This is a genomic window from Bradyrhizobium sp. USDA 4452 (assembly GCF_054063575.1).
In genome coordinates this window covers 6,027,969-6,048,547 of record NZ_JBSSGK010000001.1, presented here as the reverse complement: position 1 = coordinate 6,048,547, position 20,579 = coordinate 6,027,969, and the positions used below count along the sequence as shown (strand labels likewise).

The 20,579-nt window shown below is 58.0% G+C and carries 15 protein-coding genes; 6 read left to right on the top strand and 9 right to left on the bottom strand.

The features are described 5' to 3' along the window. Positions 1–647: 647 nt before the first annotated feature. A complete protein-coding gene (locus ACVISU_RS28685) occupies positions 648–893 on the bottom strand; it encodes a hypothetical protein (RefSeq protein ID WP_456709116.1) in 246 nt (81 codons plus the stop codon). 187 nt (positions 894–1,080) lie between these two features. Next, entirely contained in the window at positions 1,081–2,676 is a 1,596-nt protein-coding gene (locus tag ACVISU_RS28680) for a hypothetical protein (protein WP_456709115.1), read from the bottom strand. 3,362 nt (positions 2,677–6,038) lie between these two features. On the opposite strand from ACVISU_RS28680, the gene ACVISU_RS28675 reads away from it, so the two are divergent. The 6 genes from ACVISU_RS28675 to ACVISU_RS28650 all read left to right on the top strand — a co-directional run bounded on the left by ACVISU_RS28675 (position 6,039) and on the right by ACVISU_RS28650 (position 12,373). Then, positions 6,039–7,109: a cytochrome-c peroxidase gene (locus tag ACVISU_RS28675; RefSeq protein ID WP_456709114.1), complete on the top strand. Its 1,071-nt coding sequence runs from the start codon at positions 6,039–6,041 to the stop codon at positions 7,107–7,109. A 1,340-nt stretch (positions 7,110–8,449) separates the two neighbouring features. Next, complete coding sequence (locus ACVISU_RS28670; protein WP_456709113.1) at positions 8,450–8,959, top strand: hypothetical protein; 510 nt, start codon at positions 8,450–8,452, stop codon at positions 8,957–8,959. Further along, positions 8,956–10,152: a molybdenum ABC transporter ATP-binding protein gene (gene modC, locus ACVISU_RS28665; RefSeq protein WP_456709112.1), complete on the top strand. Its 1,197-nt coding sequence runs from the start codon at positions 8,956–8,958 to the stop codon at positions 10,150–10,152. Before ACVISU_RS28670 ends, modC begins: the two co-directional genes overlap by 4 nt. Then, complete coding sequence (locus tag ACVISU_RS28660; protein ID WP_456709111.1) at positions 10,136–10,792, top strand: DUF2478 domain-containing protein; 657 nt, start codon at positions 10,136–10,138, stop codon at positions 10,790–10,792. The genes modC and ACVISU_RS28660 overlap by 17 nt, the downstream gene beginning before the upstream one ends. Positions 10,793–11,263: 471 nt before the next feature. Next, positions 11,264–11,818 (top strand): peroxiredoxin, encoded by a 555-nt coding sequence (locus ACVISU_RS28655; protein ID WP_456710923.1) that lies wholly within the window; start codon positions 11,264–11,266, stop codon positions 11,816–11,818. Between the two features lie 6 nt (positions 11,819–11,824). Then, the gene (locus ACVISU_RS28650; protein WP_456709110.1) at positions 11,825–12,373 is read left to right on the top strand and encodes a carboxymuconolactone decarboxylase family protein; all 549 of its coding nucleotides are present in this window, start codon (positions 11,825–11,827) and stop codon (positions 12,371–12,373) included. Between the two features lie 188 nt (positions 12,374–12,561). Here ACVISU_RS28650 and ACVISU_RS28645 read toward each other — a convergent pair whose 3' ends face one another. The 7 genes from ACVISU_RS28645 to nifH form a co-directional block, all read right to left on the bottom strand. Then, positions 12,562–12,858, bottom strand: coding sequence for a ferredoxin family protein (locus ACVISU_RS28645; protein WP_456709109.1), 297 nt, complete (start codon positions 12,856–12,858; stop codon positions 12,562–12,564). Positions 12,859–12,898: 40 nt separating this feature from the next. Next, the gene (locus tag ACVISU_RS28640) at positions 12,899–14,206 is read right to left on the bottom strand and encodes an FAD-dependent oxidoreductase (protein ID WP_456709108.1); all 1,308 of its coding nucleotides are present in this window, start codon (positions 14,204–14,206) and stop codon (positions 12,899–12,901) included. Between the two features lie 11 nt (positions 14,207–14,217). After that, entirely contained in the window at positions 14,218–15,327 is a 1,110-nt protein-coding gene (locus ACVISU_RS28635) for an electron transfer flavoprotein subunit alpha/FixB family protein (protein ID WP_456709107.1), read from the bottom strand. Positions 15,328–16,284: 957 nt separating this feature from the next. Continuing rightward, entirely contained in the window at positions 16,285–16,626 is a 342-nt protein-coding gene (nifW, locus tag ACVISU_RS28630; RefSeq protein WP_456709106.1) for a nitrogenase stabilizing/protective protein NifW, read from the bottom strand. A 475-nt stretch (positions 16,627–17,101) separates the two neighbouring features. Then, positions 17,102–18,286 carry a homocitrate synthase gene (nifV, locus tag ACVISU_RS28625; protein ID WP_456709105.1) on the bottom strand — a complete coding sequence of 395 codons (1,185 nt, stop codon included), beginning with the start codon at positions 18,284–18,286 and terminating at the stop codon, positions 17,102–17,104. Positions 18,287–18,660: 374 nt separating this feature from the next. Beyond that, positions 18,661–19,371: a nitrogen fixation protein NifQ gene (locus ACVISU_RS28620; protein WP_456709104.1), complete on the bottom strand. Its 711-nt coding sequence runs from the start codon at positions 19,369–19,371 to the stop codon at positions 18,661–18,663. A 147-nt stretch (positions 19,372–19,518) separates the two neighbouring features. Beyond that, positions 19,519–20,403 carry a nitrogenase iron protein gene (gene nifH / locus ACVISU_RS28615; protein WP_229157553.1) on the bottom strand — a complete coding sequence of 295 codons (885 nt, stop codon included), beginning with the start codon at positions 20,401–20,403 and terminating at the stop codon, positions 19,519–19,521. Positions 20,404–20,579 lie beyond the last annotated feature (176 nt).

The window sequence follows — 20,579 nt, the reverse complement described above, 5'->3', positions numbered from 1 at the left end:
ATTACTCTGCGCCCGATGGCGACCGAGGACCACTCTCAACGGGCCTTGCGCGCGGATTGGGTTAATACTGGAATCCATCTCCCTCTCCTCCCATGCCTGAGCACATCGAGCCGTCCTTGCCAGCGATTAGGGACATTCAGCCTACGAGATATAGCTGTCGACAGGCTGACGTCCTCGAAGCGATGATCAATGCGGCGCCCAACGTTCCTTCGGTGTCTCTCGACGCTTAGGCGCAGCGCTCCGCAAAAAGTCCGACGGGATCAAATCAGTTTCCTGCTCGGCAAAATTGGTGTCCGAGCGGCGCACGCCGGCTGCGTGATGCTGACGGAACGACGACGTTGCCGTTCCTGGACCGGCGAGCTACGTCACCCTTCCTGCGAAACGTTGGTTTTGATCGCCGAGCCGAAAGCTAACTGATCGTTGCGCGCAACACGCTAGCCGCTCACCGAAGCCAAGGCGCGCACCCCATCAGCAAAGCCGACCTGAATGATCAGTCTCCAGCTACCAATGAGCGCGGCCATGCCCCTCAAGCTCGACTGGCGCTTTCGCGGCTTGCGGAAGGCGAATGGTAATTCCGCTCGCGGATCCCTTCCGGGTTGAACAGACACCGCACATCACGGTCGGGATCGAATTTCCTTACGTTGCACTCAGTGTAGCCAACCCTCACCGCGACCAACGAACTCAAGCACCGACTGCGCTTGGTTGATCTCGCGCGACACGCGCTTCAATATCCGTACTGCGACCTCTTCCGTCGCGATCAACCCCGCTCTCTCGCAGGCCAGCCCGAAATGATACATCACCTGTTCGTCGGATGGCGCGATACGATTCTGAAACAAACTGATCGTCAATGATGAGAGCATATGCTCGACGACATCGTTTTCAGCCTGATTCACGAATCTACGTCCTTCTGATTAGTCGCTCAATTCGGTACAATATGGGCGTCGCCGATAGATCTATGACACCTTTCATTGTTCCGGGTTGTCGTGTCATGACATCGCCCCTTGCGTATTGAACACCGCTAGCTGGCGCTTTCTTTCTTCGAACGCCTCATCTGCTAACGTCGCCTCTCCTCTCACGGCCCTACGCGGTCTCAGACGCGAGTTGCAGCTCCCTGATGATCTCAGTCACCCTCCCTTGCCCGGCGGCGTGTTGCGGCCACTTGCTAAAGCCACTCAGCAAATTCTCCGCTTCCAGCTTGGTAAAATTAAAGAGCCTAATACCCCGCCCAAGGACCTCATTGACGATCGTGATCGTGGCCTGGCGAGCGGCACTTTCTGGTGGCGATCTGTTGAAGCCGATCAGCAAGCCCCTGAGATCCTGAGTAGTGAAATCCGAGAGCCCGGTCTTCCGATCGGCGCGGCGAAGGACCTCGTCTGCGAGTACGACGGTCACTTGACCACACGGCAGCTCGTCCGGCCAGTTAGTGAAGCCGCTCACTAGGTTCGCAAGTCCCTGCTGTGAGAACTCGCAGAGCAGAGCGGCGCGGCGCAGGACCTCGCAAGCGAGTGCGACCGCGGCTCGGCGAGACGCGGCCTCTTCCGGCCACTTACTAAAACCGTTCACGAGGTTTGACAGCCCCTGCTGAGTCAGATCGGGGAGCTGGGCAGCACGGCAAGATACTTCACCGGCGATCGCGACCGCAGCCTTACGGCAAGTCGCATCGTCAGGCCATTTGCAGAACCCGTTCACCAGGTTCGCCAATCCTTGCTGGGTATAATGCGGAAGCTGGACGGTACGGCGCAGGAGCTCACTTGCGATCGCGACTGTTGCTTGACGAGATGCATTCTCCTCTGGCCATTTACTGAAGCCATTCACCAAATTCGCCAGATCCTGCTCGCTAAACTCGTGGAACCGCGTCGCACGTCCAAGCACTTCGGTTGCAACCGCGACGGTGACTTGACCACAGGGCAACTCCTCAGGCCACTTGCTAAAACCGTTTACAAGGATGGCCAACCCCTGCTGAGGGAAATCGGCGAGCCGGCGGGGACGCCGCAAGATTTCTAGTGCAAGCGCGGCCGCGGCTTGGCGCGAGACCGCCTCTCCTGGCCATTTGCTAAATCCGTTTACCAGGCTCACCAACCCTTGCTGTCTAAATTCAGAGAGCTGATGGGGGCGGCCCGCTCGGCGGATGACCTCACCCGCGATTGCAACCGCGGCTTGTCGAAAGTCACTCCCTTCCGGCCACTTGCTGAAGCCGTTTATCAGCCCTGCCAGGCTGAGATTGTTCAATTCTTGAAGCGATCTGCTTTCCTCGCAACAAAATTTGGCTATTCGGACCGCCCCATGGCGACAATCCACTCTCCTGGCGTGCCTGCCGAATGATGCCACAAATACGGAAAGCGCTCTGATACCGATCTTTCTCATCAGAGCATGGTCCAGCTGCGACACGCGAGAAGCTATTCTCTCGCAAGTATCCCGCCCCGCCTGACCTCCAGCCCTTCGGCTCACCGCATTGCATGTCGTGGCATAGCCCCACGATTTCTCTGCACGGATGCTTTCCTCGAAACTCGGCAGAAATCTGGATTGAAACTCAACGGCAGCTTGTTGCAGAAACACCGGCAGGTCCGCCTTGCACAGTTGCTTGTCGCGCGTGACCACTGCAGTTGAGAATTCAACAATGCCGCTAGCACGATCGATTTCGTTTAGCGCCGTCGTGAGATTAGTTTGAACGGACATAGGACCTTCCGAGCTTCATCGCAGCGCCCTTCGGCTATGTGCGTCATCGCCTCTGGCTAGATATTTATCATCTACGGTCTTGGAGCAGCTGCCTGTGGGCTCCGGACTCTTCATTCAGGGCGCCTTGCTTGCGCGACTAAATGATTGCAGTTGTGGCAAGCCACATTTTGCTGCCCGCATGATTCCATCGGTCCAGCCATATGGCGACTCCCTTGCCAGCACTTTCCAACTGCCCGCCCAGCGTTCCCGTGGCGATGGTGCAACTGCCCTTCCTGGCTATCGCCTACAAGCAACAAGATGGCAATCAGCAAGCCGTCTTCCCTCGATCCCGATTTGCCAATGAGCCGTCGACGCCTGCCCTATCCCGAGCTTTGTCTTGACGCATCGGCGCAAGTCTACAACCTGTCGCAACGTTAGATTCAAGCTATAAGTTGGCCTCCTAGATCGGTGGCGGATTGTATACGGCGGATGTCGATCGCAATGATTCCCGGTGGATGGCTTATTTTGCGAGACACCGCGTCCAGCCGACATTTACGTCGATAGCTGAGATCCCACCCCTGGCTCATGCGCTTTGTTTGATCGATCCGCGAGGCCGGAACCGCGGTCAGGCCCACTCATAGAGGAAAACATTTCCGCCCCACCATTTCTCATGCTGTGGGTGGAGGCGCCTTACTCACTCCATTGGGAACGACGATAGCCAATGCCCGGTGGCAACGCGGGACTGCCCAACCATAAGAGAGGAGGCCAGTGCAATAAAGGCGCCACTCTTTATACCGCTCGAACGGCCAGAGAATGACGCCGCTTTATTCCGTCTCGCGCTACTGTTCTACCGTTTAGCCGCGCCCAGCCTGGGCAATCAACAAAGCCGCCGGACGCTTGTAAGTTTTGGTGCCATAGAGCACGGCGAGATGCGCCCAAGTTTGTCAGTTCATGCTCAAGCTGCCTAATGCCGGACGTGATTTAACATCTCTCCATCTTTCGCATCTGATGAGCAGGAAACTGCAGAGCGCAGGAATCATGCGAGATGCGCCATCAAGGCGCGGAGAAAACTCGCGCATCTGCCGCGATTTCTCGTCAGACGCGCGGTGCACGGTGATAACGATTAATAGGGGCCTTGCACAAATCGACCCGCTCGCCACATCTGCGCAGAAATGTGGACAGTCACAAGTCCTCAGACGGAATTATTCGGCAAGAATGCGGAGCCACCGCTACTCATGAAGATTTACGTGCTTAAGCTCGAATGCCAAAGTGAACTACATCTGCAATGACTTCGATCGATGATAGATTAAGTGAGGTCAGGTGGCTGCGGAACGAGATCTGGCGCCGCCGGCGGCTACTTAAGACCGATCTATCTGGCGCGGAACGCGAGGGTGTTGAGAAGCGCCTGCTTGAACAGCTGTCTGCCTTTGAGCGGCTCTTGTCGACGACGTTTCCTTTGGTTTTGAACCCTAATGTGAATTCAACCACGAGCACCACGACCCGGCCAAATGGCTCCTGAAGCGTCCATCGAAAACGCCGCAATGGCATCAAGCAGTTCCTTCGCGAATTCAATTGTGGGTTAACCTCAGCGGTCTCCTCGACCCGATTGGCACCCTCGAGCACAACCTAATCCCAATGTGAGAATATCTGGAAGACCGCGATCGAATGCCCGCCTCAACGTGAGCATTCTGGCGACCTTTTGCCAGTCATAGTCGATCTAGTCACCTGTGGGAAATGCTAGCCTGCCGACTGCCATAGATTGATGGACAATACGGACTCCTGAACGATGGGCGGTCCAACGACCTCCGACGTTGAAGCAGATTCGTGCTTCGGATCATTGCCGGCCAGCCGATGACAACGGTTGCCTTGTCCGCCGAACGGGCTGCAGCGCAGATAGCGCGCAACCGCTGCAGCAGCACATCGAACCTCAAAGCGAACCATGACCTCGCAACACGCGCGGTCGCCCTGCGCGACCGAGGTCAATCGGTTCACGCCGTCCACGCCGCTGGTGGATGCGTCCGGCTGGACTGGGTGACGATTCCAGCCCGATAGACTTTCGAAGCAGCAGGCAGGTCAACGTCCGGCGCCAATCAGCCTGGAACACGTCACCTTGTTGCATCAACTAACTTCTGCTCGGATGGATCACTCTCAATGGAGGACGATCGGAATCGGAACCCTATTGAGGTGTCGTTTTCGTGCGGCGCTTCTATCCGCCGCGGTTGGCATCGCGCGGCGACATTCGACGCCCAAGCTTTTGAAATTGTCCCTAAGACAAAACAAGGCTGCGTCTACATCCCTACGTCCCGTGAAGCGCTCACAGAAGCGCATTACGTCTGGTCTGCACGACGTGAGCACCTCTTCGGCCCGCTGATCTCGCGCGCGAGCGTGTCCTGTACACCACATGGCCGCGATCGCGATCACAGCAAGGGCGGTTGCCCAGCGGTTCGCATTGTAAGTCCACCCCATTCGTCGTTTTTGATTCACCAAACCCCTCTTAAGCCGCATATCCTTCACTATGGTTCTTTGCTCAATGAGTATCATCTGTTTACCGGGAGCTAGGCGGCAGCTCGGCAGCGGCCGTCGTGGGGCCGCCGTAATCATTGCGGCCTCCCCAATCATCGTCTCGCCGCGCGCAACACGTTCACTGCGAAGACCGAGACACGAGCAGATGCCGGCTGCGCTTTTACACGTTTTGGCCTTTGTGACATTCGCGATGCTAGCTCCCAATGTGCCGTTCCCTGATGCGAAAGTTCTGCTTCGCAATGCCTACAACCTGACGCTACGATCGATTCAAGCATTTTGAGTCCAGCAAGTGTGGATACGCTCTGAGACAGGCACATCCGCATTGCCGACGAACTCGCGCCAGCTGCCGTTTTCTGACTGCCCCCGGCGTATGAAACGTCACCCGTGTTGGTCGATGATCGCTCGGCCTAGTCGGGTTGAAGGCGCGCTGGGACGATCGGCGAGAAGTTGTCGCCAATGCTGCTCGCTTGTTCGCCGCCCGCGCCAACGATCTCAGAGCCTACAGACAAGAGTTTGGCACGATAGTGTTCCGAGATGCACAAGGCTTTGGACCGGTGGGTCCGAATAGCTTGCTCTGGATGGTGACGGCCGCGGCTCTGACCGGCGGATTCCGTAGGCTAAAGCCGCCTGCTGCCTATTACTAGTTTGCAATTGCTCGACGCCAGCTCGGCGGCTTCGACTTTGAGCCCCGCTGGCACGGCAGTTGCTACTCAGCGCGTGAGCTGGGTTTGGGTGAGCCTAGCCGCAACGCGGAAGACATCATTCGTCGTTGATTGCTGCGGATCTTTCTGTGGACGAACTGAAGCGCCCGCACCGCCCTATGCTTGCGATTGCATGATCTACGACGGACGAGGCTGACTATGAGGAAACCAGCGGCAGGCGAGCTTTATATGGTAGGCAAGCTATTTGCCGTGGCCATTGCCATTCTGGTTTCGTCAGCGGCAGATGCCAATGATGATCTAATGAGCGCCGCCAGGCGGCTTTTCAAGCCGATCCCTTCAATGGTTCCGGCGGTGAAGGACAACCCGATCACCCACGAAAAGGTCACCCTTGGCAAGTCCCTGTTCTTCGATCCGAGGCTTTCGGCGAGCGGGGTCATTAGCTGCAACACGTGTCATAACGTTGGGATGGGCGGGGTAGATGCCGGTCCGACTTCGATCGGTCATCGCTGGCAGCAGGGTTCACGTCGCGCGCCAACTGTCTACAACGCGGTCTTCAACGTGGCACAGTTCTGGGACGGGCGCGCGGCAGACCTCAAGGCGCAGGCCGCGGGCCCTATCCAGGCCGGCGTCGAGATGAATGCGACGCCCGAGCGCGTGCTCAGCACATTAAATTCAATGACGGAATATGTCGTTATGTTCAGTAAGGCGTTCCCCAACGATGCGGCGCCCGTTACCTTTGAAAATTCTGCCAAGGCTATCGAGGCTTTCGAGGCGACCTTGATCACACCCACCGCCCCCTTCGATCAGTACCTTGAGGGCGATGGATATGCTCTCAGTGACAAGCAGAAAGTCGGGCTGAAGCTATTCATCGAAAAGGGCTGCTCCTCCTGCCACAACGGAATCAACGTCGGTGGACAGGATTACTTCCCGTTCGGCGTGATTGAACGGCCCGAAGCAAACGTGCTTCCGAGAGATGATAAGGGACGTTTTTCCGTCACTAAGAATCCTAGCGATGAGTATGTTTTCCGCTCCGCGCCATTGCGCAACGTCGCATTGCGGCCTCCCTACTTCCATTCCGGTCAGGTTTGGAGCCTTAAACAAGCGGTTGACGTAATGAGTGAGGTTCAACTCGGAATAAAGCTGAGTGACAAAGAAACTGACGAAATTGTCGCCTTTCTAAATTCGCTTACCGGGCAATTGCCGAAGATCGATTATCCGATACTACCCACACGCACCAACGTCACCCCAAGGCCCTCTTTAGACAAATAGGCCGTCACGATCGCGAAACTCACTTTGATCAGCGAGAATACAGCGCGGTGGCTCAGGCCGCGACGAAGTCAGAATCGTGTGTGGTCGAGCTAGAGCTGTCAGCCAAACGTCTAAGCCGCTACCCTTTCGTCGACACCTCGGGTGCACTGACGGTGAGTTGGCATAGCGATCGCTGATCGTCAGCGCTCGCTCATAATCGGACTGAACCAGCGACCGACCGGCGATCTCGTCGGCCAGGACGTGCGCGGCAGCAGATTCCGGCTGGACCAGCATCGCAAGACTACAAGAGCTCCAGATCGCCATTTCATTCCACGAAATGACAGGCTTGCGCCAACCGCGGCGACCTGATCAATGTCTGATCGCTGCTCGGCCGCCTGTAATATCTTGGCTTCGCCACAGCTGCCGTGATTGTTGCGGCCGGTCAGATATGCGATCGTCTCCGTCAGCAGATCGCGCGCCTCGGCCTCGACAGCAACTGCAACCGGACGCTAGGTGCCGCTGATTGGACGTACATCATTTGGTCGACAGCTCTTTGATTTTCCGTGCTGTGCAATCGATGGGCTGCCAAAGATCGAACCTCTGCCGGCATCATGGCAGACGACCCTGCCAGTCGAATCCGTCTGCTTCGAGAACGCAACGTCGTGCTCTCGACATCTTTATGCGGCAGATGCGAGATGCGCAATGGAGCGATAGTGTTGTGGTGTGTTGCTCCTGATGAGAGAATGCTCCACGCAGGGACACCGTTGATCGTTCGCGACCGAATCCACCTGTGTTCCGATGTGACCAGGAGATCGATCATGAGTTCGCGCGTGACGCCTCGCCATCGGGTTATTTGGACGATCGCGCGAGGCTACGAATTGGGCTGGATCTGAATATTCTCATGCCAGCGATGACTCGTATCCGTGAGATGCCGTCTAGGCGATCACGAAATCTTCTAGATAGCCAATCACGTTCCTCAGGTTGCCAATGACTCAACCTTCTCTCCTCGGGCAGATCGGTAAGATCTGACAAACTGGATCGTATCGTCTTATGCATTGTTGACGAGTTTGACTATCGCATGTTCGCCAACGAACCAACTCCAGCGCAGCGACGATAGCATCTCGCGCAGCTTTCATCTCATCGCCCTCCGTGTGCGGTTGATGACGCGAACGTCCAAAACCCCACCATAAGCATGCGCGACCATCTAAGGCGCCGGGCGGAGAGCGATGCGAACCCCCTTTATCACGCGAGCCGCGCACCATATTCCTTGGAACGGCACGCGGATTGCTGGGCAAGGTTCAACGAGCTGCCGCGAAGAAAGCGGTCGCAACGGACCGGGGTCCAAAATGAGGCTTATCCGATTGATCCTGATCGATCTGACTTTGATGCTGCTTGCACCGGGGAACGCAGAAGCCACCATTAGGGCCACCGGCGCAGCCTCCAGATCTGCTACCAATACTGTGGCGTCATTGGAGCGGATTTCGGCCGCAGAGCCAATCTTGAGCTCCGGCGCGAGCCGACAGCCTTCCCACTCAACGACACAAGCGGCGCTATTTCAGCTTGCAATGAACACCCTTGGTCCGGCCAGGCCGGCTGAGCGTTCCACGATGCTGGAATTGGGCTCTCCCTGTGTGATCGGCAAGCGCGCAGGGCAGCGTCCGATTGCCACGATCATCGATAGCTCGGAGATGCTCAACAAGCCGCTTATCCTAACACCATCAATCTGTAGAACCGCAGCCATGCGTTATGGCCTTTTGGGGGCGGAGACACCGGGCTGGAGCGGAACAGACTGGATTCTCGGAGGCATGGTGATCGCGACGATTCTGCTCGTGATCTTGGTAGAAAGATGCATCACAGGCACGGGCACGTGAGAGAAGCAAGACCTGGCTATATCGAATTCGCCTTCAACGGCTCTCTCGCAAACGTCCCGCTAGTGGCCCAATTTAGCGTACCCGCGAAAGGCGTCACGGCTATTTTCGGCCCGCCTGGCTGCGGCAAAACCGCGCTCGCACGCTGCATCGCCGGCGTGCACCGTCTGCCGGGTGGATTTTGCGCAATCGATGGTGAGATTTGGCAAGATCAGACGACGTTTCGGCCACCTCATCTGCGTCCCGTCGCTTATGTATTCCAACGACCAATTCTCTTTTCTCATTTGTCCGTCAAGCGCACCCTTCTGTTCAACGCGTCGAAATCGAAACCGACACTGATCGATTTTGATGGCGTGGTCGAATTGCTCGCCCTTACCCCGCTGCTCGAGCGTTCGCCATCACATCTTTCTGACGCCGAGCGACAGCGCCTTGCCCTGGGCAGCGCGCTGCTAGCACAACCTCGGCTACTTTTGCTTGACGACCCGCTCATTTTGCTCAACCGCTCCGCTAAATGCGAGATCTTGCCGTTTCTCGAGCGCATGCGGGAAGAGCTCCCATTACCCATGATCTATGTTAGCCATGACATGGCTGACATAGAGCGCTTTGCCGATCATCTCGTCATGATGAAAAATGGCGTTGTGACTGCGGCCGGGCCACTCAATGTCGTTCAGATCGGCCCGGCTCTTGCCGCGCACGGCGATGCGGCAGTCTGCCTGGATACCGTGGTCGGCGGCTATGACGGGCGCTATGGGTTGATCATCCTCCGCCTCAAAGGTGCGCGCCTGTTGGTTCCTGGAGCGCCGCTTAGGCCGGGCGCACAGCTGCGGCTGCGCGTCGCAGCCGGCGATGTCAGCATCGCGTGCGAGCCGCCGCGCGCCAGCTCTATCCTCAATGTCTTTCCGGCACGCATCAAAGCCTCTCTGCCGTTCGACGACGCTGAGGTCACCTTGGTCCTGGCTCTCGAAACTGGCCGTTCGGGCGTACCGCTTCTCGCCCGCATCCCGCGTCGCTCCTTTGATGCGCTACAGCTCGGCAATGGCATTGACGTATTCGCCCAGGTCGCGCGCGCCGTGCCGGTCGCAGTTCCCGAGCGGTTGCTCGTAGGGCCTTCCACATCAGCAGTAGGTATTCGACGGATAAGCGCCGATACGGGAAACGAACAGCAATCGGAGTACGACGATGAGCGACGATCTTGATGAGATAAATCCGAAGCATATTGCGGCCGTCCTCGACGGGTCAGACGATGTAGATGTGCTACAGCGCGATTTGGCCCATGATCTCGCGCGGCAAGCCGTACGCGTCGGCGGCATCATCCGACGACACTTGACGGGCGCACACGGTACCCGGCTTGGCCGCAGGGGACATTACGTCAGGGCAAGAAATCTCGATTTCCGAGCAAGTCGGCAGCGCAGCGTTGTCTATAAGCTCGACACAAATGGACTTGCGAAGACCGCAGCTATCGCTTTCCGAGGGCTTCGCGACCTGGTTGATCTCATCGAGAAGAGCATTTTGCCGGCGCAAACAACTGGCGGCCGCCCCCGCGCCGAATTCGTCGACCCAGTCGCCCGTGACGTACCACTTCTGACAGCCGTTCTGGTTAGATGTCTTGCCGCTTGGCGAACTCTCCCGGCTAATATTGGCAAGCTGCTATTTTGCGATCGCCAAATCGTTCAGCGATGGTGGCGCGATATCTCCACGTGCCTAGCGCGCAGCTGGGCTTTCATTCCCAGCTGCGACAATTTCGGCACTGTGTTACCGGAGCGCTTGATGACCACTGTACGACCACCGGATACGTCGGCTCCGAACTCGCCCATCGGGCTCCTTCGCCGTCTCTGAAAACTGCCTTAGCTCCGGGCTCCGCCCCTCGTTGCGAGGTACCATGATTGCTTTGATGCAAGGCTCCGATTGTGGACGTTCGACCGGCGAGAAGTCGCAGTGCAATCAACTTGGCGCTACTCAGTCGAGGCCGATATCAGCCCCTCAGCCGGGTTTGCAGTGCCTGCCGATCAATGACGAGATTGGTGAGACTGAGGTCTGACTGCCGTCCAACCTGACGCTACGTAGATTTCAAAACTTCATTGCCACCGCAGCGAGCTTGGTTGGGTTTCATTCCTGGTTCAGATGCTGCAAATCCTCGCAGCGAGGTGATCAACCTGCCGTTTCGAGCGGCCTTAACGCGCTCGGCGAACCCTGCAGCCAAGCCGCTGCGCGGCACAACCAGGACAGTCGGCTCTTGAGAACTGATGGCATGTCGTTTGCTTCACCAGCGTGGTCACCATGTCCGGAAAACAAACGTGTGAGGACCGTATGCTTGGAATAGGAAGTCAATTGCCGCCGTTCGAGGTCACAGGCGTGAAGCCTGGCTTTCAGGCGCAGGAAGAAGATGGGCAGAGTGCATTCGAGACGTTGACCGAAGCCAGCTTCCCAGAACAATGGAAGATCATCTTCTTCTATCCCAAGGACTTTACCTTCGTCTGCCCGACCGAAATCGCCGAGTTTGCTCGGCTTTCCAAGGAATTCATCGACCGCGATGCAGTAGTCCTGGGGGGGTCGACTGACAACGAGTTCTGCAAGCTTGCGTGGCGACGCTCACATGTCGATTTGCACAATTTACCAATCTGGCAGTTTGCTGACACAAAGGGGACCCTGGTCGATGGCCTTGGTGTGCGTTCCCCTGAAGGGGTCGCGTATCGTTACACCTATATTGTTGACCCCGCCAACAGGATCCAGCACGTCTATGCGACCAATCTCAACGTTGGACGCAGCCCCAAGGACACACTGCGCGTGCTGGACGCCCTCCAAACCGACGAGCTCTGTCCCTGCAACCGCGAAATCGGCGGCGAAGTCCTGAAGGTCGCTTGAGGCAGCATGTCGTCGATTGAACAGTTGAGCGAAAAGATCCCCGATTTCGCCAAGGACGTCAGACTCAATCTGACGTCCTTGATGGCCGATGAGACACTCTCGCCGCAGCGGCAATACGGGCTGTTGCTGGCGAGCGCGATTGCGACCCGCAATGCAGACGTAATCGCCGCAATGGAATCCGCCGCGGTCGCGGAGATGACGCCTGTGGCGATCGCGGCAGCGAAATCTGCGGCTGCAGTGATGGCGATGAACAATGTCTACTACCGCTTCGTTCACCTCGCCTCTAATCCGGAATACAAGACAATGCCGCCACGGCTGCGCATGAACGTGATTGGCAGTCCGGGTGTTGATAAATCTGATTTCGAGCTATGGTCACTTGCTGTCTCCGCAATAAACGGATGCGGTGCTTGTATCGATGCCCACGAGAAGACACTCAAAGCGGCGGGCGTCAGCTCCGAAGTGATCCTCACTGCCGTGCGCTCTGCTGCTATCGTCCAGTCAGTGGCGATTGCTATCGAAGCCGTTCGGCCGAATCCATCCCAGGCAACGGGCTGATGCCTCCTCTGCCATCCGATCGACAGGCTGTGGCGCCGTTCCGTGTCGCCACACCGGTCCTGTTACCTTGATACGTGTCTAGCTCAAATTGCTCGCACCGTGCCAGAGGCGGAACGTGCGAAAGAAGCTAATATTCCGACGCTTAGGGACGGTTCGTACCACGGCTTCGTTCCATCCTCACCTCACCCTCAGCCAAACTTGAACAGCACCCCATATCCGCCGCGCGGGTAACTCCACTGGATATCGCCGGTGGGCTCGGCGATCACCCGGCAGGTACCGCATTCGATACAGCCGTCGACAGTCACCTCGACCCGCCCCTCATCGTTCAGCTCATAGCATCGCGCGGGGCACGCTTTCAAAAGCGCAATTAGCTGCGGCGATGGGGACGTGTGTGCGCGAACCTTTACGTGAGGACGACCAATGTCGACAAGGTAGCGGTTGTAATACAGCTTATCTTCCACGCGCACCGAGGGTTCGGCATCCATGCTTTGTCCTTCCATACTTGGAACTCACACTGTTTGATAATTAGCGCCAGGCTCGCGCAAAACGATATGCATCGCCGAACAGCCCCATCCATGAGCGCGCCTTGACAAACGATTTCAAGGTCGCATTCTCCTTCTCAACCTTTGGCGTACCATCGACCCGCACAAAGTTTTGCATTGCCTTAGAGATGAGCTGCGGATAGGTGAGAAAGAAGTTTTGGGAGTGAGTATGCATCAGCGGCGGCAAATCCTTGTACTTCTTGAGGTCCTTGATGACGAAGGACTCATCCAACATCTTCTTGTAGAGCGACAGGTTTGTCGCTGTCATCGGCTCGCCGCGCGATTTCACCAGGCCGACCGCTTCGGCCGCTATGCGACCTGAGGTCATCGCGAGATTGGAGCCCTCGCGATGAACGGCATTGTTGAGTTGCGCCGCATCGCCAACGACCACCCAGCCTTCCCCGTAGAGCTGCGGGATCGATTTGTAGCCTCCTTCAGGGATGAGATGCGCCGAATATTCCTTGACTTCGGAACCAGCTAGCAGAGGCAACACAGAGGGATGCCTTTTGAATTGATCGAGCAAGCCGTAGGGCGTCTGGCCGGTGCGCTGGAAATCGGCGACGAGACAACCGATGCCCAGCGAAATACACTCTTTGTTGGCATAGATGAAACCCATTCCGGTCATACCGCGGGAAATGGTGCCCGCCGCCTCGATCACGACGCCTTCATCGCCCTTTAGATTGAAACGCGCTTCGATGGTCTCGCGGGGCAAGAAGTGCATTTCCTTGACGGCGAGCGCAACATTATCGGGTGTTGGCCGCGCGCGCAGGCCCGCGCGCGTCCCAAGCAGACCATTGACTCCTTCAGCGAGCACGACGACATCGGTACGTATTTCGCCGTCGCGGCGGTCTGTACGAACGCCGACAATCCTTTCCCGCTCGTCCCGTACGAGCTCCGTCACGGTCGTCTCGCAGAGGACGGTCGCGCCGGCTTCGCGCACCTTTGACGAGAACCATTTGTCAAACTGCGCGCGTATGATCGTGTAACGGTTCGGCCGCTCCTCGTTGAAATCGTCCGAGCGGTAATGCATCCCGACATGCGAGCGGTCATCCATCATCCAGAACCGTTGTTCAACCAGATGACGTTCGAGCGGCGCCTCTTCGCGAAACTCGGGGATTAGCTTTTCCATCATGTCCGCGTAGAGGATTGCGCCCTGCACATTTTTCGATCCAGGATATTCGCCGCGCTCGAGCTGCAGCACCTTCATGCCTTGCCTGGCCATGGACAGCGCCGCCGCGTTACCAGCCATACCCGCCCCTACCACGATGGCATCGAACCTCTCTTCAATCATCATCATCTCCTCTAAACCGCGATCCGGGCGCGCGAATTCGGCAAGAGCCGAGCGCGAAATGCCGCCGTCAGCGCCGGCAGCAATTGCATGGCATCACTGACGATCGCAACATGGGCGAAGTCGAAGATCGGAGCACGTTTGTCAGTATTGATGGCGACGATTAGATCCGCCCCCTCGACACCTACCCGGTGCTGGATCGCGCCGGAAATCCCGGCCGCAATATAGAGCTTTGGCCGAATCGTCTTGCCGGTCTGACCGATCTGCCGGTCAGATGTAACCCACCCCTTCTGCACCAGAGGACGCGAGCAGCCATATTCAGCGCCAAGAAGAGTTGCAAGCTCGCGCACCAGCCGGAAGTTCTCAGGCGATCCCAGTCCCAAGCCTCCCGCAACCACGACGTCGGCATAGGCCAGATTTGATGTCTCGGAATCACGATCTGGGAGGAATGACAGAACTTTCGTGACAATATCGTCTTCGACGAGGCCGAGCGGATGGACGATGATACGGGCAGCATCACGTGCGACGCGCTCAGGCATCGGCATGACCCGCGGGCGCACGGTTGCCATCTGCGGACGATAGTTCAGGGTATAGATCGTGCAGAGCAGCGAACCGCCAAAGGTCGGACGGGTCGCCGCAAGAGAACCATCGGCGTCGACATCGAGCGCGGTGCAGTCGGCAGTGAGTCCCGTCGACAAAGTGGTCGCCACCGAACCCGCGAGATCGCGTCCCAGCGTGGTCGCGCCCAACAGCAGGATCTCGGGCTTGTAGGTATTGACGAGTTCGGTGAGCGCCTTGGTATAAGATTCGTTGCGGTAATCCGTCAGAACGTTGTCGCTCACGAGATAGGTCAGGTCGGCCCCATAGCAAAAGGATTCAAGTGCTGCGTTACGGGTGGACTGCCCCTCCGGGCCGATGACGACCGCGGCGAGATTCACCTTCAGCTTGTCGGCAAGCCCGCGCCCCGCTCCCATGAGTTCCCAGGAAACCGGATGAACCTGGCCGCGCTCCAACTCGACGAAAACCCAGACATGCTTGTAGGCCTTAAAGTGCTCCGGCAGTTCCTTCTTGGCAGCTGCGCGGCCGGCCGCCGCAGGCATAGCCGTTTTCGTGACATTGCTCATGCTTTAAAGTCCCCTCAAGAATACGCGCGCCCGCGCCACAGGTGTCTAGATTCGGTTGGCTGATGATCAGTTCTGATCAGCAAGTAGCCGGCCGCTCGGCTGCCCCGGCCCGCTTGGTGCAAGCCGACCAGGCAATAAGTCTCGTCATCGACGTAGACGCTCCGGCCGGGCCAGAGCCAGAAATGTCCTCAACGGTAGCCTCTCGCGCGCTCGGTTCGACAAGCGCCATGGTGCCGGCGACGCTTCTGCGGCGTCTGTGCCCGCAAGAGTTGCTGCGTCCGCTTACTCTGCAATATCGGCGCCTCACTTTCGGCCCGACACTCTGAACCGGCTGCGAGCACCAACGCGATCCGAGCAGCGCAGCTGCCATCCACTGCGTGGCACGGCTCCAGCCCCGGCACCTTGCATTGGCCGAGCTTGGCGCCCCCGCCGGACGCATGTTGCTGCGAATGCTCCTTTGCGCGCATCCGCGGACCTGCTCGACGCTGACGACTATGTACATGCCCTCTCCAGCTGTTTCGCAACGGACGACTTAGCCATTGACCGCCCTCTCACGGTCCGCGTTGGCTGCGTTCGCATCAAAGGCCATATCGGACGGACCTGGCGCGAGCGTGAGCCGCGAGATCATGCCGCATCGCTTGGCAGGCGGTAGAAGCAGCGTCATAGTCCTTCCTTTTTCATCTCGGACGACCGCCATCTGTCAACATCGATGACGCGATAGGCACGACAACAGCAAGTGTCGTACCACTTGCAAAAACCGCTAAAAATCAGGCGGACGCAGTGATTTGACAGACACTTAAATGCTTGCTCAGGGCCTTGAACACGACCAGTCCGGACATGGGTCGGGAATGCGACAGCGCCGCTCGGGTCATGCTAGCAGAGAGATGATCCGGATAAAGAAGCCTTCAGACAGCACAGCAATCGTTGGAGAACACCTCATTGCCGTGGAACGCGGGGTCACTTCAGCTCGCTCAATGGAACAAAACCTGTCGGCTTGCCTGGGCCTGCAACCGCATCCTTCAAGACCTTGAATACGCGCTGATCAATCGGCGGCGATGCCACGAAATCAGCATAAGCCTGCTCCAGCATCGCTTTGCACCGAGCTTTGATTTCAGGCTCTGTGGCACCAGAAAATTGCTCTTTGGCGAAATATTGTCCCATGCGCTTTAGGATGTGAAGGCGCGCGACATTTACAATCCTGGGATCATAATCGACGCCAAGCAACGAAAAGAACTCCTCTGCCGATGCGGCGTTGCTTAACCGGTCCAGGATAGGGGCCGCCGAGAATGAGTTGATCATCGAAAAGTCTCCTCTGGATCAGCTCTCGGACGCAGAGCAAAATACGCTTAGCGCCTGATGATATTGCCGCTGTTCTACCTCGCACAGCAGGATGCGCATCGCCAACGCCCGCCCTGGAACGCTGAATTCACGATCCAGATCTGCAGGTTCGGCGGGCGGCGACGTCAGCCCGGATGAGGAAGGGGCATGAACGGCCAAACCGCAATCGGTGCTGACGCTCGTCCGACTGGTGGCCGGGCGGGACGGCAGCCTCAAGAGAAGACGTCGCTTGGCAGTCCGCGGACGGCTCGCTTCTGGATTGCAGATCACAGCATGAATGCTGGAATAGCCCGCAACAACTGGAGCGCAGATTTGCGACCGGCGAGCTGGCATGCGGAAGCGGGGCATTTTCGCGCCAATCAGTGGCATCGGATAGCTTCCTCGCGACGCACTTGGTCCCTCGAATAGTCGGCGTAACGATGCTGAGCACGGCTCTTCACCCGCCTCGGGTGACTGGACATCCGCACACGTCACGCCAAATTGCCGCCACCGTTTGGCGCTGGACCGGCAGCTTGTGGTCGATCGCATGCTTGCGAACTTGCGACAGGATCTGTCTTGCTTGATCGGCGCTGGCGGCGAGCTTGAGTTCATCGAGCAATGCCGTAATCGCCGCAAGTCCGGAATGCTTGCCGATCACAAAGCGGTTGCGGCGGCCAAGCAAAGCCGGATCAAGCGACTGATAGGTACGCTGATCTTTCAAAAGGCCATCGACATGAATACCGGATTCGTGCGTAAATACGTGCTCTCCAACGATGGCCTTATTCAGAGGAATGGCACGCGCGGCCGCGGCTGCCACCAGCGCGGCGACGTTCTCGAGCTCCGGAAGTATGATGCCGGTCTCGCGCCCGTAGAGCTGCTTGAGTGCGACCGCGACTTCCTCAAGCGGCGCGTTTCCGGCCCGCTCGCCTAGCCCGATGACGGTCACCGAAGCGTGGCTCGCGCCAGCTTTGATGGCGGAGAGTGTATTGGCGGTTGCGAGTCCGAGATCGTCGTGACCGTGAAATTCGAGTTCCAAATCGGTGGTCACACGCAGTTTCCTGACGAACGCGTAGGTTGCGTCGGGATCGAGCACACTGAGCGTATCTGCAATCCGAAAGCGACGCGCGCCCGCGGCCTTTGCGACCGCAATTAGCCGGATCAGAAACTCGACGTTGGCGCGCGAAGCGTCCTCGCCGCCAACAGAGACCTGAAGCCCCTTCTGACGAGCATAGCCGACCAATCGCCTCACCTGTTCCAGTGCCAGGCCGCGATGACCGCCAAGCTTGGCCGCGATCTGCACATCGGAAGTCGGGATCGACATGTTGATCATGGACACCTGGGCTTCAATCGCCGCGTCGACATCCGCTTCCCTCATCCGGCACCATCCTATCGTAGTCAACGGAAGATCTGCTTCGACAATGGCGCGGATTGCTGTGATTTCCTCGCTGCCCATCGCGGGCGTTCCCGCCTCGATCTCCGTGACCCCGGCCCGTGCAAGCGCCTGCGCGATCGACAGCTTTTCCTTTGTGGTGAACGCAACACCGGGCGCCTGCTCCCCGTCCCTTAGCGTGGTATCGTTAAGCACGGTCGGCTTTGCGCGTTCTTGATCGGGCCATGAGGGTTCGTTGGTAGAGGCGATCACGCAGGCTGGCTCCTCATCTTTTGACCACGTCTCCTTCAGCAACCCGCATGCCACTGCGCTATCCCCGGCAACCGATTGACAATCTCGGCTCCGTCCTTAACCTTCGTGCCCCAACGAATTATCGAAAGGCGACGGGCTCATGAAATGGACACTTTGCTATTCGCAAGTCTGGTCCCAAGTCTCGCTCGAAAGCTAACTCGATTGCAGCGCGCCGAGATGTGGCGCTTGAACACGGAGCAATTCTAGCCGGCTGCCCTGGACCCATGGTCAGTTGCTGGCATCCATACGGCGTTTGGCCGCACAACCAACCTGCCGGAGTTCGCCAGATCTGGGAGCACTCTTGTGCCGCAACGTACGAGGACATTTGTGGCAGGTCAGATGGGCCAGTCAGCGGCGACCTCCTGGCGGGCCGCCAGCAGCAGAAGGTCGCGCCGGCGCTCCGCCATCCGGCTCTCACCGCTTTCTTCGCCGAAACACAGGTTGAAGTCGTTACATTGCGTGCACACTGGTGTTGTACACATCGCGAGGCCTTCATCCTCGCAAAGCATGCGATAGAAGAAACGCTTCCAACGCATATTGTGGACATTGCGCGCGGCGAGCGGCGCGTAATGACGGCTGAGCAACCGAGAGAGCTCGCCACGATTGCGCAATCCGAGATCTTCCCATAGATGGTCTGGTTCGATGGCTCGTCGTGCGATCATGGCAGCCAGCCAGCGGCCGAGATCTCCTTCCGTCGAGCGGTGCTTTAGCAGAAGATCGCGCACCATTGCGATTTCTTCGTTCTCGTCGCATGTGTACCTCAGGAGCTCATCAGGGAGTCCGACCTCAAGTGAGGAAAAGTACCGCGCGAGCAAAGCCGCGAGTTCATCGCCCGATAGGCCAGCCTTCTCCGGAAGAGCGCCACCATCCATCGTGGCAGCCGCCAGAATAGATGCCAAAGCGTGGCGGTCAAAATGACTGTCACTGGCAATGTCGGCATCCGCAGGAGGTACGCCGGTGAGGAGGCGGTAGACACCAATTCCGCTGCGATTGCTCGCATCAGGCTCACGAGCAACCATGAACGGAAGGAAGTGCACTTCGGACATGATCTTATGGGTCTCTATAGCGGCCAGGTTTGCACGCCGCATCCTGGTCCCGGCCGGCGGCGCTGATCAGAATGCCGGCCTCCCCGGATGGGGGTTGGGGAGGCCGGCATCCGTCGCGGGCCTTGACAAGGCCGCGACTCACGACCCTTACGAGGCCGCAAGTTCGGCAGCAGTTTTGCCGATGATGGTTTCGTCGACCGGCTTCATAATGCCATGCTCCATCAGCATGTCCTCGAGCTCGTCCATGGAGATCGGCGTCGGAATGATGCCCTTGCCGCCATTGTTGTGAACCTTGGTAGCGAGATTGCGATAGTGATCGGCCTGTTTCGAGTCCGGCGCATACTCAAGCACTGTCATGCGGCGGAGTTCGGCATGCTGCACCACGTTGTCGCGCGGCACGAAGTAGATCAGCTGCGTGCCTAGCTTCTTGGCCAGTGCCTCCGCCAGTTCCAGCTCCTTGTCCGTCTGTCGTTCATTGCAGACCAGGCCACCCAGTCGCACACCGCCCGAGTTGGCGTATTTCAGGATACCCTTGGAAATGTTGTTGGCGGCATACATGGCCATCATTTCACCGGACATCACGATGTAGATCTCCTGCGCCTTATTTTCACGGATTGGCATCGCAAAGCCACCGCAAACGACGTCGCCGAGCACGTCATAGGATACGTAGTCAATGTTCTCGTAGGCGCCGTTCTCCTCGAGGAAGTTGATTGAAGTGATGACGCCACGACCGGCGCAGCCGACGCCTGGCTCAGGACCACCCGACTCCACGCAGCGGATATCTTTGTAGCCGACCTTCATCACGTCCTCTAGTTCAAGATCCTCCACGCTGCCGGCGCTCGCCGCCAAGCTCAGAATCGTGTCCTGCGCCTTGGCGTGCAGGATCAAGCGAGTCGAGTCCGCCTTAGGATCGCACCCGACAATCAGGATTTTCTGACCCATCTCGGCCAGCGCCGCCAACGTGTTCTGGGAAGTGGTCGACTTGCCGATGCCACCTTTCCCGTAGAACGCGATTTGCCTTAGTGAAGACATGTTGCTCTCCATCAACCGATTTGCCAAACGTTGCGCGCTTCTGATGCGCGAGCTTGTTTCTCTCTCAGAAACGGGGCACACGGGTTAAAGGGAAGGAGCACATCGCTCGTCTTACGCGTCGGCGTGCACTCAGCCCTCACTCAGTGTTGCTGCCCGATATTAGCAACCGCCGTGCC